At 65.5% G+C, this 23,300-nt stretch carries 22 protein-coding genes; 7 read left to right on the forward strand and 15 right to left on the reverse strand.

The window, feature by feature from the left end:
* From ACE3SN_RS09930 to wrbA, 7 genes are all read right to left on the reverse strand, one after another.
* Nucleotides 1–1,966, reverse strand: a 1,966-nt coding sequence (locus ACE3SN_RS09930) for a TonB-dependent receptor (protein WP_374529619.1), incomplete at its 3' end; no start/stop codon positions are given.
* Between the two features lie 164 nt (nt 1,967–2,130).
* Entirely contained in the window at nt 2,131–3,636 is a 1,506-nt protein-coding gene (gene dacB / locus ACE3SN_RS09935) for a D-alanyl-D-alanine carboxypeptidase/D-alanyl-D-alanine-endopeptidase (protein WP_374529620.1), read from the reverse strand.
* 21 nt (nt 3,637–3,657) lie between these two features.
* Complete coding sequence (locus ACE3SN_RS09940) at nt 3,658–4,554, reverse strand: carbon-nitrogen hydrolase family protein (protein ID WP_374529621.1); 897 nt, start codon at nt 4,552–4,554, stop codon at nt 3,658–3,660.
* The gene (locus ACE3SN_RS09945) at nt 4,551–5,138 is read right to left on the reverse strand and encodes a GNAT family N-acetyltransferase (RefSeq protein WP_374529622.1); all 588 of its coding nucleotides are present in this window, start codon (nt 5,136–5,138) and stop codon (nt 4,551–4,553) included. The genes ACE3SN_RS09940 and ACE3SN_RS09945 overlap by 4 nt, the downstream gene beginning before the upstream one ends.
* On the reverse strand, nt 5,135–5,545 hold the full coding sequence (locus tag ACE3SN_RS09950; RefSeq protein WP_374529623.1) for a ketosteroid isomerase-related protein: 411 nt from the start codon (nt 5,543–5,545) through the stop codon (nt 5,135–5,137). The genes ACE3SN_RS09945 and ACE3SN_RS09950 overlap by 4 nt, the downstream gene beginning before the upstream one ends.
* Before the next feature lie 79 nt (nt 5,546–5,624).
* Nucleotides 5,625–5,804, reverse strand: a complete 180-nt coding sequence (locus ACE3SN_RS09955; protein WP_374529624.1) for a Flp family type IVb pilin — start codon at nt 5,802–5,804, stop codon at nt 5,625–5,627.
* A gap of 220 nt (nt 5,805–6,024) precedes the next feature.
* Complete coding sequence (gene wrbA / locus ACE3SN_RS09960) at nt 6,025–6,624, reverse strand: NAD(P)H:quinone oxidoreductase (RefSeq protein WP_374529625.1); 600 nt, start codon at nt 6,622–6,624, stop codon at nt 6,025–6,027.
* 116 nt (nt 6,625–6,740) lie between these two features.
* Here wrbA and ACE3SN_RS09965 point away from each other — a divergent pair, with 116 nt between their 5' ends.
* The 4 genes from ACE3SN_RS09965 to ACE3SN_RS09980 all read left to right on the forward strand — a co-directional run bounded on the left by ACE3SN_RS09965 (nt 6,741) and on the right by ACE3SN_RS09980 (nt 12,244).
* Nucleotides 6,741–7,649, forward strand: a complete 909-nt coding sequence (locus ACE3SN_RS09965; protein ID WP_374529626.1) for a LysR family transcriptional regulator — start codon at nt 6,741–6,743, stop codon at nt 7,647–7,649.
* Nucleotides 7,650–7,727: 78 nt separating this feature from the next.
* On the forward strand, nt 7,728–8,510 hold the full coding sequence (gene purC / locus ACE3SN_RS09970; protein WP_374529627.1) for a phosphoribosylaminoimidazolesuccinocarboxamide synthase: 783 nt from the start codon (nt 7,728–7,730) through the stop codon (nt 8,508–8,510).
* Between the two features lie 67 nt (nt 8,511–8,577).
* Nucleotides 8,578–11,469: a M16 family metallopeptidase gene (locus ACE3SN_RS09975; RefSeq protein WP_374529628.1), complete on the forward strand. Its 2,892-nt coding sequence runs from the start codon at nt 8,578–8,580 to the stop codon at nt 11,467–11,469.
* 22 nt (nt 11,470–11,491) lie between these two features.
* A complete protein-coding gene (locus ACE3SN_RS09980; protein ID WP_374529629.1) occupies nt 11,492–12,244 on the forward strand; it encodes a VOC family protein in 753 nt (250 codons plus the stop codon).
* Here ACE3SN_RS09980 and ACE3SN_RS09985 read toward each other — a convergent pair.
* From ACE3SN_RS09985 to ACE3SN_RS10000, 4 genes are all read right to left on the reverse strand, one after another.
* Complete coding sequence (locus ACE3SN_RS09985; RefSeq protein ID WP_374529630.1) at nt 12,241–13,362, reverse strand: ABC transporter permease; 1,122 nt, start codon at nt 13,360–13,362, stop codon at nt 12,241–12,243. The two genes, ACE3SN_RS09980 and ACE3SN_RS09985, sit on opposite strands and share 4 nt — an antisense overlap.
* Nucleotides 13,362–14,300, reverse strand: coding sequence for a heme ABC exporter ATP-binding protein CcmA (ccmA, locus tag ACE3SN_RS09990; protein ID WP_374529631.1), 939 nt, complete (start codon nt 14,298–14,300; stop codon nt 13,362–13,364). Before ccmA ends, ACE3SN_RS09985 begins: the two co-directional genes overlap by 1 nt.
* The gene (locus ACE3SN_RS09995; RefSeq protein ID WP_374529632.1) at nt 14,297–15,271 is read right to left on the reverse strand and encodes an HlyD family secretion protein; all 975 of its coding nucleotides are present in this window, start codon (nt 15,269–15,271) and stop codon (nt 14,297–14,299) included. The genes ccmA and ACE3SN_RS09995 overlap by 4 nt, the downstream gene beginning before the upstream one ends.
* A 138-nt stretch (nt 15,272–15,409) precedes the next feature.
* Entirely contained in the window at nt 15,410–17,875 is a 2,466-nt protein-coding gene (locus ACE3SN_RS10000) for a TonB-dependent receptor (protein WP_374529633.1), read from the reverse strand.
* A 253-nt stretch (nt 17,876–18,128) separates the two neighbouring features.
* Between ACE3SN_RS10000 and ACE3SN_RS10005 the strand changes: the two genes are divergently transcribed.
* The 3 genes from ACE3SN_RS10005 to purQ all read left to right on the forward strand — a co-directional run bounded on the left by ACE3SN_RS10005 (nt 18,129) and on the right by purQ (nt 19,837).
* On the forward strand, nt 18,129–18,815 hold the full coding sequence (locus ACE3SN_RS10005) for a winged helix-turn-helix domain-containing protein (RefSeq protein ID WP_374529634.1): 687 nt from the start codon (nt 18,129–18,131) through the stop codon (nt 18,813–18,815).
* A 111-nt stretch (nt 18,816–18,926) separates the two neighbouring features.
* Nucleotides 18,927–19,163, forward strand: a complete 237-nt coding sequence (gene purS, locus ACE3SN_RS10010; protein WP_374529635.1) for a phosphoribosylformylglycinamidine synthase subunit PurS — start codon at nt 18,927–18,929, stop codon at nt 19,161–19,163.
* Nucleotides 19,160–19,837 (forward strand): phosphoribosylformylglycinamidine synthase subunit PurQ, encoded by a 678-nt coding sequence (purQ, locus tag ACE3SN_RS10015; protein ID WP_374529636.1) that lies wholly within the window; start codon nt 19,160–19,162, stop codon nt 19,835–19,837. Before purS ends, purQ begins: the two co-directional genes overlap by 4 nt.
* On the opposite strand, the gene ACE3SN_RS10020 is transcribed toward purQ, so the two are convergent.
* The 4 genes from ACE3SN_RS10020 to ACE3SN_RS10035 form a co-directional block, all read right to left on the reverse strand.
* Complete coding sequence (locus ACE3SN_RS10020) at nt 19,834–22,152, reverse strand: putative bifunctional diguanylate cyclase/phosphodiesterase (RefSeq protein ID WP_374529641.1); 2,319 nt, start codon at nt 22,150–22,152, stop codon at nt 19,834–19,836. The two genes, purQ and ACE3SN_RS10020, sit on opposite strands and share 4 nt — an antisense overlap.
* Nucleotides 22,153–22,264: 112 nt before the next feature.
* Complete coding sequence (locus ACE3SN_RS10025; protein WP_374529638.1) at nt 22,265–22,642, reverse strand: GFA family protein; 378 nt, start codon at nt 22,640–22,642, stop codon at nt 22,265–22,267.
* Nucleotides 22,639–22,923 carry a hypothetical protein gene (locus ACE3SN_RS10030; RefSeq protein ID WP_374529639.1) on the reverse strand — a complete coding sequence of 95 codons (285 nt, stop codon included), beginning with the start codon at nt 22,921–22,923 and terminating at the stop codon, nt 22,639–22,641. The genes ACE3SN_RS10025 and ACE3SN_RS10030 overlap by 4 nt, the downstream gene beginning before the upstream one ends.
* 33 nt (nt 22,924–22,956) lie before the next feature.
* A partial coding sequence (locus ACE3SN_RS10035; RefSeq protein WP_374529640.1) for an SIS domain-containing protein occupies nt 22,957–23,300 on the reverse strand: 344 nt, incomplete at its 5' end.

The following is a 23,300-nucleotide window of genomic DNA, read 5'->3' on the forward strand; positions in this document are numbered from 1 at the left end:
CAAAGCCCGTGTAGTCGTCGATGCGGAATGCGCCGCTGACCGTCAGCATGTCGAAGATCGGCAGGTTGATTTCCGCGTAGGCCGCCTTCACGTCGCGGTGCTTGGGGGTCAGCGCGTTGACGTTGTCGAACGCGGCGAGGAAGATCACCGGCTGGTTCGCGGCAGCCGCGGCAGAGCCGTTGAACTCGTAGATTTCGCGGCGATAATCGACCCCTGCGGCGATCTGCACGTCGCCGCCCGGCAGCGCGAACAACGGGCCCGAAATCGAGGCGTCGGCTTCCTTGACGATGTAGCGCCCGCCATAGAGCGTGACGCCTTCCGCCGAAACCGCATCGAGACCCGACAGCGCCGTCGCGGTCTGCGTCAGACTGAAGGGGTTTAGGATGCCGGCGTTGATCAAGCCGATGATGCCGGGAACGGTCGCCCCCGGCGCGATCGGCGCTGCGGGATCAGGCTTGCCGTTCACACCCGTGCCGGAAAGCGTACCGCGATAGTAGTAACCCGAGCCCAGGACCGACGAGCTTTCGCTGCGGGCATAGGATGCGCCGATCCTGTAATCCCAGCCCTCGAGCGGCAACGGCCCTTCAAGCGCGAGGTAGGCGCGCAGGGTCTTGGTGTCGGTCACATATTCGCGCGGCCCGCAGGCCATGCACCGCCAGCGGAAGCCGAGCGGCAGGCCATAGCGCGAATTGAGCGTGGTCGCCGCGGTCGGGAAGGCCGCGACGAGTGCGTTGAACACCTGGTCGTAAGTGCTCTTGGTCAGGGCGTTGAGCGGGTAATAGACCGGCGTGGACGTGGTGTTGCCCGAGATCTGAGCGTTGGAAAAACTCTTCGCCGAATGCGCGTCGGACCCCGTCACCTCCAGCGAGACCTGGCTTGCGCCAAGCTGGTAGGTGCCCTTGCCGTAATAGGTCAGCGTGCGCAGCGGCTGCTGGATCACGGCGGCGCGACCCGTATCCCAGGCGCAGGCATAGTAAGCTGCGGCGTTGTTCCACAGCTCGTTGTCATAGGCCATGCCGCCATCCATCGTTTCGCATCCGGCACCGCCGGGCAGATCGAGGATGTTGACGCCGCCCGACGCCGCGTTGGCGCCACCGGGGGTCGGCAGGGTCACACCCGCCAGCAGCGAACCCGACGGGGCCTGGAAGGCGTTGGCGCCGGTGTTGAACAGGGTGGCGATCGGGGTGCCACGGGTATCGACCGAAAGACCGCGCGAAGGCTGGTTGCCGTTGACGAAGTCGCGGTCCGATCCGCGCAGGATCTGGTTCCACTGATAGGATACGCCGATCGTCACGTTGAAGCCGTTGTCGGCCAGGTCGCCCGCGCCCCACAGGCCCGACAAGCGATAGATGTTGCCGCCGCCCTGTTCGGTGAAATCGCTCATCCCCGAAAGGCTGAGGCCCTGGAAGTCGTTCTTGGTGATGTAGTTGATCACGCCGCCGATGGCATCGGTGCCGTAGATCGCCGAAGCGCCGTCCTTGAGGATTTCAACCCGGTCGATCGCGGCGAAGGGGATCTGGTTGACGTCGACCGCACCGCCCGACAGACCGTGCGCGGCAACGCGGCGGCCATTGAGCAGGACCAGCGTGGCCGCGCTGCCCTGCCCGCGCAGGTTCGCCGCCGAAAGCCCGTTGGTGCCGCGCTGGGCACCCGTAGTCACGTCAGAGTTGGACGCAAGGTTGTCCGCGCCGGTGCCGCTGGTGGTCAGGAACATGTTGAGCGCTTCGGGGTTCGAAAGGCCATTGCGCTCGATATCGACGGTGGTGATGACCTGCAGCGGCAGCGCGCTCTTGGTCGGATCCTGCTTGATGCGCGAACCAGTCACGATGATCGCGCTGTCGCTTTCGGCTCCGGGCTTGTTGGGCGAAGTTATGTCCGGCGCATCCTGCGCCAGTGCCGGCGTGACCATCGCGCCGAAGGAAACGCCGCAGGCAAGTACAAAGCGCGCGATACCGCGAGAGTTCATGGTAATCCCCCTGTTCGATACGGCCGAACGGCCGAACGGAAAAAGACTATCAAAGCAGCCGTGCCGCGCCAGCGCGCAGCGGCTTCCGGCACTGAATTTTCAGTGGAATTCTCGCGATTCGCAGATTCTGTTGCGCCGTGGCAACAGCATAGCGACAGCCAGCCTCAGTTTTGCGCGGCAATCAGCACCAGCGCGGCGTCCATCATCGGCGTCGCACTGACGCTGCCGGGGACGTCGTTGGCAAAGAACGCGAAGGTGAACTCGCGTCCGCTGGCGGTGCGGAAATGCCCCGAAAGCGCGTTGGTCGCGTTGAGCGTGCCGGTCTTGGCCCAGATCTTTCCTTCCAGCGCCGTCCCCTTGAAGCGCCGCGTCAGGGTGCCATCGAGCCCACCGACCGGAAACGAGGCCCGCCATGCCGCGCCCCACGGCTGCGCCGCGCCCCAGCGCAGCAGAGCGACGACAGCGCGGGGGGAAACGCGGTTGTAGGTCGACATGCCCGAACCATCGGCAAAATCGTAACCGGTGCGCGGCACGCCTGCCTTTTCCAACACGCTGCCAAGCTCCCAGATCGCCCACCCGTCCGATCCCGTCCCCCGCGCGTCCCCCACCCGGCGCAGCAGCACCTGGGCGTGAAGGTTGTTGCTGTCCTTGTTGATGGTCACCACGTCGTCGGCCAGCGGCGGCGGGGTGAGCGTGGCAAGCGGCGGGAAGCCGATAGAGATCGGCGTGCCAAGCTTGTCGAGCGGCGCCGGCTGGTCCCACGCCTGCACGCCGCGATGATTGACGATGATCTTGCCCGTTACCTTCACCCCACGCGCTTCCAGCATCGCCCGGAAGATCCACGCGGCATAGTGCGCCGGGTCGTCGATCCCGACGCGCGTGGCCCAGCCCTTTGAGTCGGCGGGAATCGAACCATAAAGCCGCACCACATCGCCATTCACCGGGCGCTCGATCGCCAAGGTGAGCTTGCCGCCCGCAGGCCCGGTCGTCGCCTGATTATCGAGCTTGTAATAGGGCGGCATTTCCACCGCAGGCGGCCCGCCTTCGGTCCAGGGCAGAACCGTGATCGACAGGGCGTTGTCGTCAAGGTTCAGCGCGCCTGCCGCCGTGCCATCGTCGGTGCCGATGTTGTTCCAGCTCATCCCCTGCGACCAACGCTGGTCGGGCCAGAAGCTGTCATCGCCAACGATGTCATGAACCCGCTTGGTCCGCGCCGCCACGGCATCGGCCAGCGCGGCGAGGCAATCGGTCACGCAGTCCATCGCGCTCGACATTCGGGCATCGCCCCGCCCGCTCAGCCACACGTCGATCGGACCTGACGGTAGCGGTCCATCGGGGGTAAGCCCGACATACATGTTCGGCTCTTGCGCACGCACCGGCACCAGCGCCACCTGTGTCCCGCCCGCAACATCGGGCTGATCCATCCCCGGCAGCACGGCATAGGCCGCCGCCGTAGTGAACAGCTTGGTGTTCGAGGCCGGGATGAACCGCCCGTCGGGATTGATCGCGATCACTTCGCGGCCATTCTCGTCAACCACCAGCAGGCCGAACCGCGTGCCCTGCGGCGCGGTGGCCAGCACGGCCTCCACCTGCTGCTGCAGCGGCGGCTCCTCGGCCAGGGCCGGAGCGGAGAACATTAGCGAAAGGGCAATCAGCGCGCGCTTAACCATGGCCGCACAGTGCCTTGCCGTTTAGCGCAAGTCCACCACCTCGACGGCGGGAAGCGCCCCGCCGCCCGGTTGCTCGGCCCAGTGCCGGGCATTGAGCACGCCGCCATCGGCGCGCAGCTGCGCCACGCGGGCAAGGTCCACCTCGCCAAACACCCACTCAGCCGCGTCCATTTCGCCCACCACCACGACGCCGTCGTCGGGAAAACCCCGGTCGGGCGGGCCATAGATCGCCGCCGCGCCGCGGTTGCAGTCTACCGCCGGGGACCAGTCCGCCTGCCCCACGGTCGGGCTGTGCACGGCATAGCACTGCCCTTCCAGCGCACGGGCCTGCGCGCCGAGCCGCACCCGCCAGTACCCCAGCGCCGCCTCGGTGCAGGAAGGGACCAGCAGCAGTTCCATCCCCGCTTCCACCTGCGCGCGGGCGAGCAGCGGGAATTCGCTGTCATAGCAGATCGTTATCCCGATCTTTCCAAGCGAAGTCTCAAACAGACGCAGCGGCGCGCCGCCGCTTACCCCCCACTCCTCACGCTCGAAGCGGGTCATGATCAGCTTGTCCTGCACGCCCATCTTGCCATGCGGCGTGAACAGCCGCGCGCGGTTGACGTAGGCGCCATCCTCGCGGCGGAAGGGCGCGCTGGCGGCAAGGATATGCATCCCCGTGCGCGCCGCGAGTTCCGCGTGGAGCGCATCGACGCGCGGCATCAGCGCGGAGACGCTTTCCAGCGAACCGGCCAGATCGCCCATCGTCGCTGGATCGAGCGAGGCCAGTTCCATCGCGCCATATTCCGGAAACACCGCCAGAGCCGCCCCACCCGCCGCGGCCTGCGCCACCCAGCGCGTCAGCTTGGTCTCATATGCGGCCCAATCGGCCAGCGCCTCGATCGGATACTGCGCGGCGGCGACGGTGAAGCGGGTCATAATGCGCGCATCCAGTATTGCATCGGCTTGGGGCTTTCTTGCGCTTCGCCGTGTTCGGCCCAGCTGAAGGTGCCAGTCAGGCCCGGCACCGGGGCATAGCCGCGTTTGGTCCAGAAGGCATCGAGCGGGGTATAGCCCGCCGGGCGCGCCGGGTGATCGGCCGGGCGAACCACCGCGCAGAAGCTGGCGTGGCTTGCCCCCCAGGCCCGCGCGGCGGCCTCGCGGTGATCGAAGAAGGCGTGACCGATCCCCCGCCCGCGATAGTCCGGCAGCAGCACGCTTTCGCCGAAATAGAACACGCCTTTGGGATCAATCCCGGCGCGTTCGAACGGTTCGCGGATATAGTCGTCCTGCGCGATCAGCGGCGAGGCGGTGGCCGCCCCCACGATCCGTTTGCCGTCGAAAGCGGCAACCAGCACGGCAGCGGGCGCGGCGGTGAATTCCGCGAGGTATTCGCGCTCATAGTCGGCGCTGCCCTCGTAGAGATAGGGAAAGGCCGCGAAGACCGCGATGCGCAGCCGCGCCAGATCATCGAGTGCGGCCTGCAGCGCCTCCCCCGTCAGCGCTCGAACCGCAACGCTCATCCGCCGACCTGCGCCGTCCAGTCGGCCAGATTATAATACACCGTGACGCGCACGATCTTGCCATTCGTCATGCCGAAGAAAGCACCGGCGGGTAGCGTGTAGGTCTGGCCGTCGGCTTCGGGCAGGCCCTCGTCGGTGGCAAGGTATTCACCGTGAACGGTGAATTCCGCCGCGCCGCGCAGGCCGTCTTCGCTGGCCATCAACACGATGCCGTCGAGCCGCTCGCGGTAGCACCGCTCCATGTGGGCCAGGAACGCACGAAAGGCGTCCTTGCCGTGCTGGCGCTCGCCCTGGTTGATGTCGTGCACCACCTCGTCGTCAAGGCAGTCGAGCATCCCCTGCCAGTCGCCCGCATTGAACGCGGCATAGTAACGGGTCAGCAGGGCAAGGGCTTGGGCGCGGTCCATGGGGCCTCCGGTGGCGAATGACTTCGCGCCGGTTAAGCCGCCCGGGGCCGCGCTGCAAGTCCGCCCTGCCGCAAGGACCCTAGGCCGCCGCGTTCTGCGTGCTCATGGCATTGCCCGCGACGTTCATCGTATTGCTGATCTCGGCGCTGGCGCTTTGCAGCCCCGTTACCATCGCCGCCCCGATCAGCGCCGCGATCAGGGCATATTCGATCGCGGTCGCGCCGCGCCTATCGCGCAGCAAGGTCTTGAAAATAGTCATGGTCTGGTCTCCGTCCAGCCACCCCTGGCTGGTTGCCACAGACTTGCGCAGCAAGGTTTCGCCCGCCCCAACAAAACCTGTCAGGACAAAGCGTTAATTCGCCAACCATGCAAACGGCGGCGCGTTTTACGGCGCCGCATTAGCGGAAATGCCAGCAGTTTGGCCGGTCCGGGCCAGGAGGGGGGCTTGGGGTCGCCCGGACCGGCCTGGGGTTAACCGGTTAACCGAACAGCTTGGTCGCGGTTTCGACGACGCGCTTGCCGAGGTAACGCGCGCCTTCCAGCTCGGTTTCGCTGGGCTGGCGGCTGCCGTCGCCGCCCGCGATGGTGGTCGCGCCATAGGGCGCGCCGCCGACCACTTCGTCATTCCGCATTTGCCCGGCGTGGCCATAGTCGAGCCCGACGATGGTCATGCCGAAGTGCAGCAGGTTGGTGATCAGGTTGAACAGCGTGGTTTCCTGCCCGCCGTGCTGGGTGGCCGACGAGGTAAAGGCCGCGCCGACCTTGCCGTTCAGCGCGCCGCGCGCCCACAGGCCGCCGGCCTGGTCGAGAAAGGCCGCCATCTGGCTCGACAGGCGGCCAAAGCGGGTGCCGGTGCCGACAATGATCGCGTCATAGTGTTCGAGTTCGGCCACGCTCGCCACCGGGGCGGCCTGGTCGAGCTTGAAATGCGCGCCCTTGGCAATTTCTTCGGGCACGGTTTCGGGAACGCGCTTCACGTCAACTTCGGCGCCGGTGGCGCGGGCCCCTTCGGCAATCGCGTTCGCCATCGTTTCGAGGTGGCCGTAGCTTGAATAGTACAGGACCAGAACCTTGCTCATGTGGGATCTCCATCGCTGCGGCCGCGCCGCGGTTGAAACTGATGCAGCCCATATGGCAACGCTTGGCATTTCTGTTTAGTCGGATAATATAGATCAGTCTTTTCTATAAAATCGAAATGTTCAAACCCGGCACCCCCTCGATCGAGCAGATGCGCACTTTCCTTGCCGTGGTGGAGGAAGGCAGCTTTGCCGCGGCCGGACGGCGGCTGCGGCGCGCCACATCGGTGGTCAGCTATGCCATCGCCAACCTTGAGGCGCAGCTTGGCGTCACGCTGTTCGAGCGCGAGGGCACGAAAAAGCCGCGCCTGACTGACGAGGGGCAGGCCGTGCTGGAGGAACTGCGCCAGGTAGAGCGCGGGCTCGATGGTCTGCGCGCGCGGGTCAGCGGGCTGTCGCAGGGGTTGGAGCCGCACCTCTCGGTGGTGGTCGATGTCATGTACCCATCGGGCTGTCTCGCCGCGAGCTTGCAGGACTTTGCCGAACGCTTTCCCTCGGTCGCGCTGACCCTGCATATCGAGGCGCTGGGGGCGGTCGCCGACCTGTTGTTCAAGGGCGCGGCGACGCTGGGGGTGGCAGGGCCGTTGGCGGCAGAACTGCCCGGCCTGACGCGCAAGTTCATCGGCACGGTCGAACTGCTGCCCGTGGCCGCGCCAAACCACCGGCTGGTCCACGGCGGCGCCCTGGCCGACGATGTGCAACTGGTGCTCTCGGACCGATCGAACCTGTCCGAAGGCAAGGATTTCTCTGTCTTTTCAGCCCGCAACTGGCGGCTGGGAGACCTTGGCGCAAAGCACGCGCTGCTTCGCGCCGGGCTGGGTTGGGGCAACATGCCGCGCTGGATGGTGGCCGAAGATCTGGCCGCCGGGCGCCTCGTCGATCTCAAGCGGCCAGAGCGTACCGGCGGCAACTATCCGCAGTTCGTGGTCCACCGCACCGATACCCCGCCCGGCCCCGCCGCCAGCTGGCTGGCAGAGCGGCTTGGGCAGCTGGACGGCTCGATTGCACAGGAAGTGAAATTGGCGTAAGGGCGCGCTTGTCCGCCCCGGCCAGCGCGCGTCGCCCGACTCGCTTTTGCCGGGGCTTGCCGTTTTGAGGAAGTTTCCATGTCGCGTCGCCGCCAGATCTACGAAGGCAAGGCCAAGATCCTGTACGAAGGCCCCGAGCCCGGCACCATCATCCAGTATTTCAAGGACGATGCCACCGCCTTCAACGCGCTCAAGAAGGGCACGATCAACGGCAAGGGCGTGATCAACAACCGCATTAGCGAATATGTGTTCACGCGCCTCAACCACATCGGCATCCCGACCCACTTCATCAAGCGCCTTAACATGCGCGAACAGCTGGTGCGGCAGGTGGAAATCGTGCCGATCGAAGTGGTCGTGCGCAATGTCGCTGCCGGTTCGATCAGCAAGCGGCTCGGCATCCCCGAGGGCGAGCCGCTGCCACACACCCTGATCGAATACTATTACAAGGACGACGCGCTGGGCGATCCGATGATCGCGGAAGAGCACATCGCCTGCTTCGGCTGGGCTTCGAACGAGGAAATGCAGGACATTTCCGCGATGGCGATCCGCATCAACGATTTCATGTGCGGGATGTTCGCGGCGATCAACATCCGCCTGGTCGACTTCAAGCTTGAATTCGGTCGCATCTGGGACGGCGATTACAGCCGCGTGATCCTGGCCGACGAAATCAGCCCCGACGGCTGCCGCCTGTGGGACATGACCACCGGCGAAAAGCTCGACAAGGACCGCTTCCGCCGCGACCTTGGCGGCGAGGAAGAAGCCTATCAGGAAGTCGCGCGGCGGCTGGGCCTGCTGGATGAAGATAACGGGCCGAGCGAAGTGCTCGACCTTTCGGCTCACCGCAAGCTGCGCGGGAAATAGGGCAAGCTGCGCGGCAAGCAAGACACAGCGCTTGCGCGGGCCTAAGCGGCGCGGCATCAGTGCCGCGATGCGCCAGCGCAAGTTCCTGTTCGCCCTTGCCCTTTCCACCCTCGCGCTTGCGGCCTGTGCGCCGCAAGTTGGCCGTCCGGTGTCCGCCGCCAGCGCTGCGGCGCCCGCGGCCGAGCCTGTCTGGGCCTTCGAGCAGAGCGACGTCCCGCTCGATCCCGGCTTTCGCTTTGGCCAGCTGCCCAACGGCATGCGCTATGTGATCCGCAGCAACCAGACTCCAAAGGGCACCGCCGTGGTGCGGATGGAAGTTGGCGCGGGTTCGCTCGACGAGCATGACGATGAACGCGGCTATGCCCACTTTGTCGAGCACATGGCCTTCAACGGCTCGACCCATGTCCCCGAAGGGGAAATGATCAAGCTGCTGGAGCGCAGCGGCCTGGCCTTTGGCCCCGATACCAACGCCTCCACCAGCTATGACCGCACGGTCTATAGCCTCGACCTGCCGACCAACGACCCGGCCCTGCTCGACACCGCGCTGATGCTGATGCGCGAAACGGCCAGCGAGTTGACCTTCTCGCCCGCCGCGGTCGAGCGCGAGCGCGGCGTGGTCCAGTCCGAAATGCGCGATCGCAACACCTATGCGCTGAAAAACTACCAGGACAGCACCGAGTTCTTGCGCAAGGGTTCGCGCATGGCCGCGCGGCTGCCGATCGGCACCGCCGAATCGCTCGCCGGGGCAACCGCCGAGGGCCTGAAGGCGTTCTGGCGCCGCGAATACGTGCCCTCCGCCGTCACCCTCGTGGTGATCGGCGATTTCGATGCCGATGCCGCAGAGGCCGCGATCCGCAAGCACTTCGGTGACTGGCAGGCAAGTTCAGGCCCGGCCCAGACCCAGCCCTCGGCAGGCCCGATCTCATCGCGCGGCGGCGAGGCCGAGATCTACATCGATCCGGCGCTGTCCGAACAGGTGGTCGTCGCCCGCGCCGGCCCCTGGCTGACCGAGCCCGATACCCTTGCCCAGCGCCGCGAAAACCTGCTGCGCGAGATTGGCTATGCGATCATCAACCGCCGTCTGCTGACCCGCTCGCGCGAGGCCAACGCCCCGTTCCGTGCGGCCTCGTTCGACACCTGGGGGATCTTCAAGGCCGGCCGCAGCAGCGAGCTGAGGATCGACACGGTCGATGGCAAGTGGCGGCGCGGCATGGTCGAGGCGGGGCTCGAATATCGCCGCGCGCTGCAATTCGGCTTCTCGCCCGCGGAAGTTGCCGAACAGGTCGCGATCATTCGCGGCGGCCTGCAAAGCGCCGCGGCGGGCGAAGGCTCGCGCAGCAACCGTGCGTTGTTCGGAGCGGTCCACGGACTGATCGTCGATGGCAGCGTGCCCGACAAGCCCAACAACGTGCTCGCCCGGTTCGAGGCGTTCGTGCCCGAAATCACGCCAGAGGCGGTGATGGATGCACTGAAGCGCGAGGCAATCCCGCTCGACAACCCGTTGCTGCGCTTTCAGGGCCGCACCCCGCCCGGTGGCGGCGAAGCGGGCATGCGCGCGGCCTGGGACGAGGCGATGCGCACGCCCGTCCAGCCGCCCGCGACCAAGGCCGCCACCAGCTTTGGCTACACCGATTTCGGCCCGCCGGGCAAAGTGGTCAGCGATGTGCGCGATCCGGCGCTCGGCATCCGCGAGGTGCGCTTTGCCAACAACGTCCGGCTCAATCTCAAGCGCACCGACCTGCAGGCCGACCAGGTGCTGGTGCAGATCTCGCTCGATGGCGGGCAGATGCTCAATACCCCCGATAATCCGCTGGCGGTGCAGATGGTTTCGCTGGGCGGCAGTTCGACCTTCACGCTGGGCGGCACGGCCAGGCACAGCAAGGACGAGCTTGACACCCTGCTCGCCGGGCACACCGTTTCGGCCGGTGTTGCCGCTACGCCAGAGACCTTCGTGATCCAGGCCGCGACCAACCCGCGCGACCTTGAGCTGGAACTGCAACTGTCCGCCGCACAGCTGACCGATCCCGGTTACCGCAGCGAAGGACAGGTCATTTTCCTGCAGAATATCAATAACCTGTTCGCCTCGCTTCGGGCAACGCCGAACTCCGCGCTGGCGGCCGACATGGGGGCGATCCTGTCGGACGGCGATCCCCGCTTCAGCCTCGGCAAGGTCGACGATTACCGCAAGCTGACCTTCGCCAAGCTGCGCACCGACATGGCCGACCGGATCGCCCATGGCGCGATCGAGATCGGGATCGTCGGCGACATCGACGAGGACGCGGCGATCGCCATGGTCGCCCGCACCTTTGGCGCACTGCCCCCGCGCGAGGCCGATTTCCGCCCCTATCCGGCGCAGCGCCAGCGCAGCTTCACCAAGGACCGCCAGCGCCGCGTGCTGCACCACACCGGGGCCAAGGACCAGGCGCTGATCACGATGACCTGGCCGACCCGCGACGGCGAGGATCCGGTCGCCGAAATGGAACTGGCCCTGCTGCAGCGGGTCGTGCAGGTGGACCTCACCGACACCCTGCGCGAGGCGCTGGGCAAGACCTATTCGCCCTTCTCGATAAGCGATCCCTCGCGCACCTGGCGCGGCTATGGCACCTTCATGATCGGGGCCTCGGTCGATGTCGGGCAGGTTCCGGCAACCCGCACCGCGATGCATTCCACCATCGCCGGCCTGCGCGAAAAGCCGGTCAGCGACGACGTCCTGCTGCGCGCCCGCGCGCCGCTGCTCGACAGTTTCGACAATCTGCTCAAGACCAACGGCGGATGGCTCGTCTTCGTCGACCGCGCCCAGACCGAGCCGGACCGGATCGAGCGCTATATCAATGCTCGCAAACGGCTCGAGGCGATCACGCCAGCAGATCTTCAGGCGCTCGCCCGGCATTACCTGACCGACGAGGGGGCGCTAGAAATCAGCGTCCTGCCCGAAGGCACCGGGGACCCGAAGCCCTGAACGCAAGCGGCAAGGAGCACGGATGGAAAGCCTGAACCTGCGCCAGATCGCCCTCGTCGCGGCGGACCTCGATGCGGTTCGCGCCGAGCTTGCCGAGGTGTTCGGGATCGACCATTTCCACGTCGACCCGGGCGTAGCCAAGTTCGACCTGCGCAATATCGTCTGCGCGCTCGGACGCACCTTCCTGGAAGTCGTTTCGCCAATCGTGGAAAGCACTTCTGCCGGACGCCTGCTCGAAAAACGCGGTGGCGATGGCGGCTATATGGTGATCGTCCAGACCTCCGACCTCGCCGCAGCCCGGTCCCGCATCCTGAGCGGCGGAGCACGAATTGTGGCTGAGCACGATCATGGCGGCGCGGCCTACCTCCACATCCACCCGCGCGACACTGGCGCGGCCTTGCTCTCGTTCGATTACATGGACAGTCCCGACCGCTGGGACTGGGCCGGAGTGGACTGGCAGAGCCACACCCAACCGTCGGTAGCAATTGCCGGCGTCCACTTGCAGGCCAGCGATGCTGCTGCGGTCGCCCAGCGCTGGGGCGAGATGGCTGGGCGCGAACCGCAGGGCGCTGGGCAGGAATGGCGCATCGCCCTCGATAGCGGCGAGGTTACATTCGGCTTGATACTGGACGGTCGCGGCGAAGGCTTGCAGGCGATTACCCTTGCCACACCCGAGGCCGATGCAATCCGAAAACGCGCCGCCGCGCGAGGCTTGTTACGCACGGATGGAGCCATCGAAATCTGCGGCACGGTGTTCCACTTGGTTTCGGGCTAGGCGATCGTATCCCGATACCGCCGCACGGCAACCGTCCCGAGCACCACCAGCATCAGCGCCAGCACGCCCGTCTCGGGTAGCGCGAGCCGCCAATCCCAGCCTTTCAGCATTATGCCCCGCACCAGCCGGATGTAGTGCGTGGGCGGCAGGATTTCCGCCAGCCACTGCACCGGTACCGGCATTCCGCGATAGGGGAACGCGAAGCCTGACAGCAGGATCGAGGGCATCAGGTAGAACATGCTCATCTGCATCGACTGCACCTGGCTTTTCACCAGCGTCGACATGGTGAAGCCCAGCGCGAGGCAGACCACCGTGAACAGCAGCGTCACCGACAAGAGCAGCGGCAGCGAGCCCATGAACGGCACCTTGAAGATCAGCGCGGCGCAGGCCAGGATCACCAGCACCTGGACCAGCCCGATCCCGAAATAGGGCACGATCTTGCCCACCATCACCTCGATCGGGCGCAGCGGCGTGGCGAGCAGATTTTCCATCGTGCCCTGTTCCACTTCGCGCGTCACCGACATCGCGGTCAGCGCGACCATGGTCATCGACAGGATGATTGCCAGCAGCCCCGGCACGGTGTTGTGGCTGGTGATCCCTTCGGGGTTGTAGCTGCGGTGGAGCACGAGGTTCACCGGCCCCACGCCGGCCTGGCGCGCCGCCAGCGGCCCGATCAGCTCGTGCGCCAGCGCCTGATCGACCGCCGCGCTAACCGCCGCAACCGCCGGTCCGGTCGATGCGGGATCGGTCGCGTCGGCGGTCAGCAGCAGTTGCGGCCGCTCGCCGCGTACCAGCGCGCGTGAAAAGTCGGGCGGGATTGTCAGCACGAACTGCGCCTTGCCCTGCTCGATCAGCCGGTCGCCCTCGCCATATTGCCCCTGCACCTCGATCACGTCGAAGTACGAAGTGGTGCGCAGCGCGGAAACGATGCTGCGCGAAAAGGCCGAATTGTCGTTGCTTTCCACCGCCAGCGGCAAGTGGCGCGGATCGTTGTTGATCGCCACGCCAAAGATCATCAGCTGGATGATCGGGAAAAAGAACATCATCGCGATGGTCCCCGGATCGCGCGCCATCTGGCGCGTCTCCTTGAAGATCATCGCCGCGATCCGTTCCCACATCAGGCGCTCTCCAGCACGGAATGATCGGGCGCGTGGCGCATCAGGTGGATGAACACGTCCTCCAGCGAGGGCTCGGTTTCGCTAAAGACGATCCGGTCGGCCCAGGGCGCGACGGCGGCGCGCAGCGCGGCGGGATCAAGCCCGCAGACGTGGAGCGAGGTGCCGAACGGCGCGGCCATCGCCACCCCGGGCTGCGCCTCGATGGCGCTGGCATAGCGGTCGGCATCCGGCCCCTCGCCCAGCAGCGCGTGGAGCCCCGATCCGGCGATCACCTCGCCCGTCGTCCCGCGCGCCAGCATCACGCCATAGGCAATATAGGCGATCTCGTGGCAGCGCTCCGCCTCGTCCATGTAGTGGGTGGAAACCAGCACGGTCATGCCCTCCTCGCGGGCGAGGGTGTGGATCTGGTCCCAGAACTCGCGCCGCGCCTTGGGATCGACCCCGGCAGTCGGCTCGTCGAGCAGCAGGATGCGCGGCTCGTGCAGCACGGCAGCGGCCAGCGCGAGGCGCTGTTTCCACCCTCCCGAAAGCTTGTCGGCAAGCTGGTCGGCGCGGCTTTCCAGCCCGAGCCGTGCAAGCGCCGCATCGACCCGCTCACGCTTGCGATCGAGGCGATAGACGCGGGCGATGAATTCCAGGTTCTCGCGGATCGTCAGATCCCCGAACAAGCCGAACTTCTGCGTCATGTAGCCGATCTGCTGCTTGATCTTGTGGCGCTGGGTCTTGAGGTCCAGCCCCAGCACCTCGCCCTCGCCCGCATCGGGGATCAGGAGGCCGCAGATCATCCGCAGCGTGGTCGTCTTGCCCGATCCGTTCGGGCCGAGAAAGCCGCAGATCCGCCCCGGCTGGACTTCGAGATCGACCGAATCGACGACGGTGCGCGCGCCGAACCGCTTGGTCAGACCGCGCACCGCGATGGCCGGGGCTCCATCGCTCATTGCGGAACCACCTCGACCGGCAGACCCGGCGGCAGCGGCTTGTCGCTGGGGGCAAGCTGCGCCTCGACCATGAAGACCAGCTTGGCGCGGGCGTGTTCGGAATAGATCACCGGCGGGGTAAATTCGGCGCGCGGCGCGATATAGCTGATCGTCGCGGTGCGCCCATCCCCGCACCCGTCGCAGGAAAAATGCACCGTCATGCCGGGACGCAAGGCGGCCACACGGTCCTGCGGCACATAGAAGCGCAGCTTGCGCCGATCGTCCGGCAGGACCGAGACGACCGGGGAATTGGCCGGCACCCACTCCCCCGGATTGTAGAACGTCTGCTCGACCACGCCTTTGGCCGGAGCCACGGGGGCGATTTCGCGGCGGCGCTGGTACTGCGCGCGCAGGCCGGCTTCGGCCGCGCCGACCTGAGCATTGGCCTGGGCAATCTGCGCGTCGCGGCCTGCCGTGAGTTCGCCCGAGCGGATCTGGGCGCGGGTCTGGGCGAGGTTTGCCGCCGCACCGTCGCGCGCGGCGCGGGCCGCATCGAGCTGCGCCCGGCTCGCAAAGCCGCGAGCGAACAGGGATGAAACCCGCTCGAAATCCTTTTGCGCCTTGGTCAGCTGCGCAGCGGCGGCGGCCTCGGCGGCGCGCGCGGCGTCAAGCTCGGGCTGGCGCTGGCGGGCGGCGCCGAGATCGGCGGCCTGCGCCTGCGCGGCTGCAACCTGCGCCGCGGCCTCGGCGGTCTGGGCATCGGTGGTCTCGGGATCGAGCGAGAACAGCAGCGTCCCCGCCGCCACGCTCTGCCCGCGTTCGACCTTGCGTTCGGCCAGGCGGCCCGAGACGGGGGCGGCAACATACATCGTTTCCGCCTCGACATAGCCGAGCCAGCCAGCCTCTGCCGCCGGACGCGAGACCAACCAGGCCAGAGCCCCGACCACGCCCGCCAGGGCAACGCCGATCACGGGCTTGGGCAATCCACTCATCGCGCATCCTTTCCTGCCGTGGAGCAAGGTTTGACCACTTCGCCGCGTGCTTCAAGTTGCCAGATCAATTTACGAAAAAAAGGGGCGGACAGCTTGCGCTGCCCGCCCCGTGAGTTGGTGGAAGGATTGCCTTGAAACTTAGAAGCTGATCTTGCCTTCGACGCCGAAGGTGCGCGGCGCGTTGAAGTTGGCATAGTCGCCAATCACGGCCTCGTTGGCGTTCGAACGACGATAGATGTGGTGTTCGTTGAACAGGTTACGTGCCCACAGGCTGATCGTGGCCTTGGAGCCGCCATCGGTCAGCGGAATGTCGGCAAGCGCGAGGCTGCCATTCACAATGAAGCTCGAGTCGGTCAGGACGTTCTCGTTCTGGAAGCTGTAGGTCGGGTCCGAATAGTTCGCGTCCATATGGAAGCGCAGGGCGGCGCCATTGTCGCTGACCGGCATTTCATAGTCGAGCGAACCCGAAGCCGCGTTCTTCGGCGTGTACACCGTGAACACTTCGGTCAGGGTTCCGAACAGCGGCCCCGCGAGCGGGTTCGGGGTGAGCGGAACCTTGACGTCGGTGTAGGCATAGGAAGCGCCCAGGGTCAGGCCGCTAACCGGCCGTACGGTCAGTTCGGCCTCGAAGCCCTTGATCCGCGAGTTGCCCGGAGCATTGGCGGTTTCTTCGGTGTGCTTATTGAAGAATGGGTTCGGCGTGACGCCATCGGCCAGGAACGCCGCGGTGTCGACGAAGTCGAAGTCGATCTGCGTGTTCTTGCGGTCCATGATATAGGCCGCGACGTTCAGGCGAACACGGTGATCGAGGAAGTCGGTCTTCGCGCCGATTTCGTAGGCCTTCACTTCTTCCGGGGCGAACTGGCGGAACGAACCCGAGCGCGAGTTGGCGCCGCCCGAACGGAAACCGGTCGAGAACTTCGCGTAGAGATTGATCCCGTCGGCCGCATCCCAGGCCAGCGTGACCATCGGGTCGAAGCGGTTGTTCTTGTAGTCGAGCACGCCGCCGGTGTAGGGCGCGTTGTTGATCACGGTCAGCGCGCCCTTGCGGGTTTCATGCGTGTAGCGACCGCCCACGGTCAGGTGCAGCACATCGGAGGGGTTCCAGGTCGCCTGACCGAAGAAGCCGAGGCTCTTGCCGACCGCGTTGCTGTCACGCTGAATGTACCAGTAATTGCGATCCCAGCCCTGGTTCGACGAGGTGATCGGCGCAGCCGGGTTGGCGGCAACCTGGTTGACGAAGGTATAGGCGGTGCCGGTCGCGTTCCACTGCATCGGGTTCGGCGTGGCGGCACGCTCCTGCGCGTGCTCGTTGAAGTAGTAGGCGCCCAGCACGAAGTCCACCTGCGGCAGGCTGCCGACAATCTGGAATTCCTGGCTGAACTGGTGCTGGTACAGTTCCGAAAGGCTGTAGCGGCCAAACTGGCCGTTCGGCACGAAGACGCTGCGGTGCGCGCCGGCCGAGCCGTCCCACTGGTGGGTTTCAACGCCGCGCCACGAGGTGATCGAGCGCAGTTCGATGTCCGAGTTCAGCTTGTACTTGATCGCGCTGGTGAAGCCGTGCGTCTCGTCGACGCTGGGCTGCTGGATCACGCCAAGGTCGGCCTGCGACATGAACGTGGGGCTGACCTGGACCAGCGGGGCCAGCGGCGCGATGCAGCTGGAGCACTTGGTGGTGGTGCCGGCCGGGCTGCCGGGAGCGACCAGGACATTGGTGACCGTATCGTACTGACCGACGGTCTTGCCCAGCGGGTTGTAGTTGATCAGCTGGCTGTAGAACGGGGTGTTCTCATCCTTGGCCTGATCGTAGGACAGGTCGACGGTCAGGCCGTCAACCGGGGTCCAGCGGCCGGCAATGCGGCCACCGACGCGGTTATGATAGTTCCAGCCATACTGGCCGGTCGCCGGGTTCTTGGTGGTGGCGTCCTGGTGATCGATCACGCCGTCGACCTTGATCGCGAAGTCGGCCACGGCCGGAAGGTCGATGTGGAATTCACCGTTGTAGGCACCATAGTTGCCGATGCCGCCCTGGACACGGCCACCGAATTCGCCGGTGGGGGCCTTGGTGACGATGCTCAGCGCGCCGCCTTCGGTGTTGCGGCCGAACAGCGTGCCCTGCGGACCGCGCAGGACTTCGATGCGCTGGACGTCGAACAGGGCAGCGTTGAGGCCCTGCGAACGGCCGAGATAGACGCCATCGATGTAGACGCCAACGCCCGGTTCGCGGGCAACTTGGTTCTGGTCGAAGGGAACGATGCCGCGGATGCCGACGGTCAGCGCCGACTGGCGGGCTTCGAAGGTGGCAACGCGCAGCGAGGGAACGCCGCCGTCGGCCAGGTCGATCAGGCTCTGGACGTGGCGCTTTTCAATGATGTCGCTATCGACCACCGAAATCGCGATCGGGGTCTTCTGAAGGTTCGTCTCGCGCTTGGTCGCGGTCACGACGATTTCGGTCAGGCCCGAATTGTCGCTGGATGCGCCATCGGCGCCGGCATCGGCGGCAGCGGCGTCAGCGCCGGCATCGGCCGCAAAGGCCGGTGCGGCAACGAGAGCCACGGCGAGCGCAGCGAACGAGGCGGAAATCCTGGAAACAGGGCGGATCATGGCTTGGTCCCTCATGTGGGTTGTATCTGGCTTCGGTCTTTTCAAGCTTTGGGACCAACCGATTCGCGCTTTGGCGATTCGCTGCTGCCCCCTTGGCCAAGGCCCCGCTAGGCCTCCCCGATTGCAGCTGCGCGACGGTTTGCCGACACGGCAAAGACACCGGCATGACAGCAATGCGACAGGCGCAAAACTGACGGAAAACCGTCATAAATCCGTCATGTCTCGCAGGCATCCTTGCTCGCGGACCAATGCAATGACCGAACCCATAACTGTTCTGCTGACCGCCCAGGATCCCGCCCTGATTCCCGCGCTGCAACGCGTGCGACCGCAGCTGCGCGCCATGACGCTTGGCTCCGAAATTCCCGAAACGCGCTTTGACGGGCCGGTCTGGTGCTTTGTTGACTGGCTGCTGCCCGAGATCTCCGGACTCGAAATGGTGCGGCGCCTGCGCGAAGCCAAGGCAACCCGGCACAGCCACATCACCATGGTGCTGGAAGAAGGCGATCCCGAAGAACGCCGGCGCGCACTCAAGGCCGGGGCCGACGACTATCTGGTCGGCCCGCTTTCACCCCGCAAGCTGGCCGAACGCCTTGATTTGTATGAAGGCACCGATGCCTCGCCAGCCGCACCCCGCGCGCGCTTGACCAATGGCGGGCTGTCAATGGACCTGGCCGCGCACCAGCTGCGCTACAACGGCACGCCGATCGCGCTGCGCCCCAACGAATTTCGCCTGCTGGCCCATTTCATGGAGCATCCCGATCAGGTCTTTTCGCGCGCCGCGCTGATCGACCGGCTCGGCAAGGACGAGGAGGCCATCGACGAGCGCACTGTCGACGTCTGGGTTGGCCGCCTGCGCCGCGCGCTGACCGCCAATGGCGCGCCCGATCCGCTGCGCACGGTCCGTTCGCTCGGATACGTGATGGATTCGCTCGGCGAATAGCTGTTTGGCCCGATTGCTGTGCATCCGGGGCGCATCCTGCCTTGCCCCGGCGCAGGCTTGTCGGCTAAGGGGCGCGCAAGTCCACAGCCCCCTTCCCGAAAGGTCCCCGCGATGAAGGTCCGCGTTTTTGTCAGCCTCAAGAACGGCGTGCTCGACCCGCAGGGCCGCGCGATTCACCACGCGATCGAGGGCCTGGGCATCCACGGCGTGCAGGACGTGCGCGCGGGCAAGATGATCGAACTCGATGTCGATGACAGCGTCAGCGATGCCCAGCTCGATGAAATGGCCAACAAGCTGCTCGCCAACATGGTGATCGAAAACTACCGCATCGAACGGGTGCCGGCATGAGCCTGCGCAGCGCCGTCATCACCTTCCCCGGTTCGAACTGCGACCGGGACATGGCCGACGCGCTGGAAAAGGTTTCGGGCACGGCCCCGCTGCGCATCTGGCACGGCGACCATGATCTGCCCGCAGGCCTTGATTTCATCGCCCTGCCCGGCGGCTTTTCCTATGGCGATTACCTGCGTTCCGGCGCGATGGCCGCACGCAGCCACATCATGCAGGCGGTCGTTGCCGCGGCGAACAAGGGCGTGCCCGTGCTGGGCGTGTGCAACGGCTTCCAGGTGCTGACCGAAAGCGGCCTGCTGCCCGGCGCGCTGCTGCGCAATGCCGGCATGAACTTCGTGTGCCGCGATGTGAAGCTGACCGTCGAAAACAGCCAGAGCCTGTTCACGGCGGGTTATTCGGCCGGGCAGACGATCACGATCCCGGTGGCCCATCACGACGGCAACTATTTCGCTGATGACGCCACGCTGGACCGGCTCGAAGGCGATGGCCGCGTCGCCTTCCGTTATGCGGAACCGGTCAATGGCTCGATCCGCAACATCGCCGGCGTGCTCAATGCGGCTGGCAACGTGCTTGGCATGATGCCGCACCCGGAACGCATGATCGAGGCGGAACAGGGCGGCACCGACGGCCGCGCGCTGTTCGAATCGGCGATCAAGGGCCTGGTCGGAGCCTAAGCGGCTCCGCCCGAAACCTTCAGCGAAGAGAACTGCTTGACGAACAGGCCGCGCGCTTCGAGCGCGGGCATCGGCCTGCCGAAGTAATATCCCTGGATCTTGCGGCAGCGCAGTTCGCGGATCACTTCCAGTTCGTGCTCGGTTTCCACGCCTTCGGCCGTGGTCGACATCTCGAGGCTTTCCGCCATCGCCACGACGGCGCGAATGATCGCAAGGCTTTCCGCGTTCCCGGTCGCCGCGCCCTGCACGAAGCTACGATCGACCTTGATCGTCGAGAAGCGCAGGTTTCGGATATAGCCGAGCGAGGAATAGCCGGTGCCGAAATCGTCCAGCGCAATCCCGCAACCCAGCGACATGATCTGCTCCAGCGCCGCCCGCGCGGTGGTCGCATCGCGCACGAAGATCGATTCGGTCACTTCGATCTCCAGCCGCTGGGCCGGCAGACCACTGTTGCTCAGCGCGGTAACAACGCTGGAAATGAAACCGGGATCGAGCAGCTGTTCGCCCGAAACGTTGACCGCCACCTTGACGTGGCTCGGCCAGTTCGCCGCCTCGCGGCAGGCCTCGCGCAGCACCCATTCGCCGATCGGCACGATCAGCCGGGTATCTTCCGCCAGCGGAATGAACTTGGCCGGACTGACGAAGCCATGCTCCTCGCTGTGCCAGCGCAGCAGCGCCTCGAAGCTGACGATCTGCTCGCTCTTCGAGTCCACGACCGGCTGGTAGTTGAGCAGCAGCTCGTTGTTTTCGAGTGCGCGGCGCAGTGAAAATTCCAGTTTGCGGCGTTCCTCGGCATGGGCGTGCAGCGCCGGCTCATAGCCGAAATGCATGCCGCCGCCCTCTTCCTTCGAACGGTAGAGCGCCAGGTCGGCGTTGCGCATCAGCGTTTCGACCGTGGTGCCATCGCGCGGACCGACAGCGGAGCCGACGCTCGCGCCGATGTAGAGCGTGTGATGGTCAACCTCGTAAGGGCGCGACAGCCGCTCGATCACCAGGTGGGCAATCCGCTCGACCCGCGTGTGATCGGACGCATCGCGAATCACGATCGCGAATTCGTCACCGCCAAGCCGGCCGACCAGTTCGTTGTCGGAAATTATCGTCTTGAGCCGTTCCGACACGCGGGCCAGCAGTTGGTCCCCGACCAGGTGCCCAAGCGTATCGTTGACCGCCTTGAACCGGTCGAGGTCGATCATCATGAACGCGCAGCGCGTGCGCCACTGTTCGGCATAGCGCATCGCCTCGCCCAGTGCCTCGGTCACCATCATCCGGTTCGGCAGGCCGGTCAGCGTGTCATAGCGCGCCATGTGCGCGATCTTTTCGCTCGATTCGCGCTGGTCGGTAATATCCGAACCAACCCCGCGGAAGCCGTCGAAATTGCCGTTCTCATCGAACTTGGGCTTGCCCGAAATTTCCCACCAGCGCTGCTGGCCGCCAATCGTGACGCGCACCGGCAGATTCGAGAACGCCTCGCGCCGCTTCAGCCGTTCGGCCAAGTCATGCAGGCTCGACGGAAACTGGCCGGTATCCCAGGCCGGCCCGGCGATCAGTTGGATGAACGGCTTGCCTTCGATTTCCTTGGGTTCCAGTCCCAGTGCAAAGGCAAAGCGCGGCGAAACCGAACGCACTCGGCGCGAGGTATCGATCTGCCACAGCCAGTCGGCCTCGCCTTCCTCGAACTCGCGCAGCAGTAGCGAGACGACCTCGTTTCGCTCCGCCATTCCGGCCTCGGCGATCCGCGCAGTAAGGAACGAGCGCGCATTTTCGATCGCGCCAAGCGCCACCACGGACATGAAGACAAGACTGACCAGCGCCATTTCATAGGCGCCCGCAATCACGAAGCTGACCAGCGCGCCTCCGCCGACAATCCCCGCGAACATCAGGTTACCCAGCGGCACGGCCGGTAGCAGGACCGCCGCCGCCGTCATCAGCATTGCGGTGATCGCCCACAGCTCCAGACGGGTAGAGGCATCGCCGAACGGCGCGAAGCCGGCAATCGGGACCACCCACACCAGCGCATTCGCGATCGAGCTGATCCACTGGCGATTCACTTCATCGCGCGACATCCGGCGCCGATCGGCGTCGCCCAGCGCCTTGTCGATCTTCGCACCGTGATAGAGGCTTGCACCGAGGGCCAGGACCCATGCGATCAGAATCGCGAGGTGCACCGTCCCGAAATAGAGCCGGAAGACACCCAGCGCTGCCACGCAATGCGCCAGAATGCGCACCTGCGTGACCTTCGCCAGGCTCGAATACTGGAGCCCTCGCAAACGCGACCAATCCCCGTCACTGGGATCGGCCAGCCCAAGCACTGCCATGGTCGGCAGCTCGCGCGGAAGATTGGAAAGTGGGGTGTTCTTGTCCGTCACGCCCGCTTGATACGCGCGCAAGTGTTATCGCTGCGTAAAGGCTAACAGGATTTTTGGATTTCTAGCGCGCATCGCCCAGGTCGGCGCGGGCCTGCTCCCAATTGCGCCCGTCGAACGTGCGCACTGTCGCGGCAAGGCCGTGATCAGCATCCAGGCAGCGGAAATTCACACTCCAGCAATCGGGGTGGGAGCGCGGCTGATAGAAGCTCTTGATCCCGCAGACTGCGCAGAACAAATGCTCCGCCGCGCCGCTGCCGAAGCGGTAAGAGGTCAGCGATTCCGCGCCCGACAGCAGGGTAAAGTCGCGGTGCGGAACATTGAGGTGGAGGTAGCCGGTCTTCGCGCAGATCGAACAATTGCAGTCGAGCAGTTCGACGCTTTCGGCAACTTCCGCCTCGAACCGCACCGCGCCGCAGTGGCAGCCGCCGGCGATTTTCATTTCTTGCCTTGCAGCGTCTGATTGATGTCCGGCATTTCCGCCGCCCTGCTTTCGGCGCTGATCTGATCAGCCGTAACCTCCATCGCCCGCGAATAGGTCAGGCCGTCCTCGCCTTGCACTGCGTCGGTGTAAGGCTCCCAGGGCATTGCCGAGCGGCGTTCGGCCACATCGCGGTCCACACCCGAGGTCATTTCGCGCACCTTGCGCATCCGCCGAAACAACCAGATCGGCCAGACCACGAAGGTGAAGATCAGCAGCGCGAAATAGAGAAATTCCTGCATTTTAGACCCCCTGACCGACGAATTCAGGACAGCCTATTCCACCGTAACCGACTTGGCCAGATTGCGCGGCTGGTCGACGTCGGTGCCCTTCACGCAGGCGACGTGATAGGCCAAAAGCTGCACCGGCACGGCATAGACCAGCGGCGCGATCAGGGGGTGGACCTTGGGCATTTCGATGGTCGCCAGGCAGCCCTCGCCGGCTTCTTCAAGGCCTTCCTTGTCGGAGATCAGCACGATCTTGCCGCCGCGCGCGCGCACTTCCTGCATATTGCTCACGGTCTTTTCGAACAGCGGGCCGGACGGGGCGAGCACGATCACCGGCACGGCCTCGTCGATCAGCGCGATGGGGCCGTGCTTCATTTCGCCCGCCGCATAAC

This window comes from Novosphingobium sp. (assembly GCF_041915465.1).
Taxonomy (GTDB): Bacteria; Pseudomonadota; Alphaproteobacteria; order Sphingomonadales; family Sphingomonadaceae; genus Novosphingobium.

Excerpts from the sequence above, each read along its gene's own strand:
- dacB (WP_374529620.1), bottom strand. The coding sequence starts at position 3,636 with ATGGTTAAGCGCGCGCTGATTGCCCTTTCGCTAATGTTCTCCGCTCCG.
- ACE3SN_RS09940 (WP_374529621.1), bottom strand. The coding sequence starts at position 4,554 with ATGACCCGCTTCACCGTCGCCGCCGCGCAGTATCCGATCGAGGCGCTG.
- ACE3SN_RS09945 (WP_374529622.1), bottom strand. The coding sequence starts at position 5,138 with ATGAGCGTTGCGGTTCGAGCGCTGACGGGGGAGGCGCTGCAGGCCGCA.
- ACE3SN_RS09950 (WP_374529623.1), bottom strand. The coding sequence starts at position 5,545 with ATGGACCGCGCCCAAGCCCTTGCCCTGCTGACCCGTTACTATGCCGCG.
- ACE3SN_RS09955 (WP_374529624.1), bottom strand. The coding sequence starts at position 5,804 with ATGACTATTTTCAAGACCTTGCTGCGCGATAGGCGCGGCGCGACCGCG.
- wrbA (WP_374529625.1), bottom strand. The coding sequence starts at position 6,624 with ATGAGCAAGGTTCTGGTCCTGTACTATTCAAGCTACGGCCACCTCGAA.
- ACE3SN_RS09965 (WP_374529626.1), top strand. The coding sequence starts at position 6,741 with ATGTTCAAACCCGGCACCCCCTCGATCGAGCAGATGCGCACTTTCCTT.
- purC (WP_374529627.1), top strand. The coding sequence starts at position 7,728 with ATGTCGCGTCGCCGCCAGATCTACGAAGGCAAGGCCAAGATCCTGTAC.
- ACE3SN_RS09975 (WP_374529628.1), top strand. The coding sequence starts at position 8,578 with ATGCGCCAGCGCAAGTTCCTGTTCGCCCTTGCCCTTTCCACCCTCGCG.
- ACE3SN_RS09980 (WP_374529629.1), top strand. The coding sequence starts at position 11,492 with ATGGAAAGCCTGAACCTGCGCCAGATCGCCCTCGTCGCGGCGGACCTC.
- ACE3SN_RS09985 (WP_374529630.1), bottom strand. The coding sequence starts at position 13,362 with ATGTGGGAACGGATCGCGGCGATGATCTTCAAGGAGACGCGCCAGATG.
- ccmA (WP_374529631.1), bottom strand. The coding sequence starts at position 14,300 with ATGAGCGATGGAGCCCCGGCCATCGCGGTGCGCGGTCTGACCAAGCGG.
- ACE3SN_RS09995 (WP_374529632.1), bottom strand. The coding sequence starts at position 15,271 with ATGAGTGGATTGCCCAAGCCCGTGATCGGCGTTGCCCTGGCGGGCGTG.
- ACE3SN_RS10000 (WP_374529633.1), bottom strand. The coding sequence starts at position 17,875 with ATGATCCGCCCTGTTTCCAGGATTTCCGCCTCGTTCGCTGCGCTCGCC.
- ACE3SN_RS10005 (WP_374529634.1), top strand. The coding sequence starts at position 18,129 with ATGACCGAACCCATAACTGTTCTGCTGACCGCCCAGGATCCCGCCCTG.
- purS (WP_374529635.1), top strand. The coding sequence starts at position 18,927 with ATGAAGGTCCGCGTTTTTGTCAGCCTCAAGAACGGCGTGCTCGACCCG.
- purQ (WP_374529636.1), top strand. The coding sequence starts at position 19,160 with ATGAGCCTGCGCAGCGCCGTCATCACCTTCCCCGGTTCGAACTGCGAC.
- ACE3SN_RS10020 (WP_374529641.1), bottom strand. The coding sequence starts at position 22,152 with ATGGCAGTGCTTGGGCTGGCCGATCCCAGTGACGGGGATTGGTCGCGT.
- ACE3SN_RS10025 (WP_374529638.1), bottom strand. The coding sequence starts at position 22,642 with ATGAAAATCGCCGGCGGCTGCCACTGCGGCGCGGTGCGGTTCGAGGCG.
- ACE3SN_RS10030 (WP_374529639.1), bottom strand. The coding sequence starts at position 22,923 with ATGCAGGAATTTCTCTATTTCGCGCTGCTGATCTTCACCTTCGTGGTC.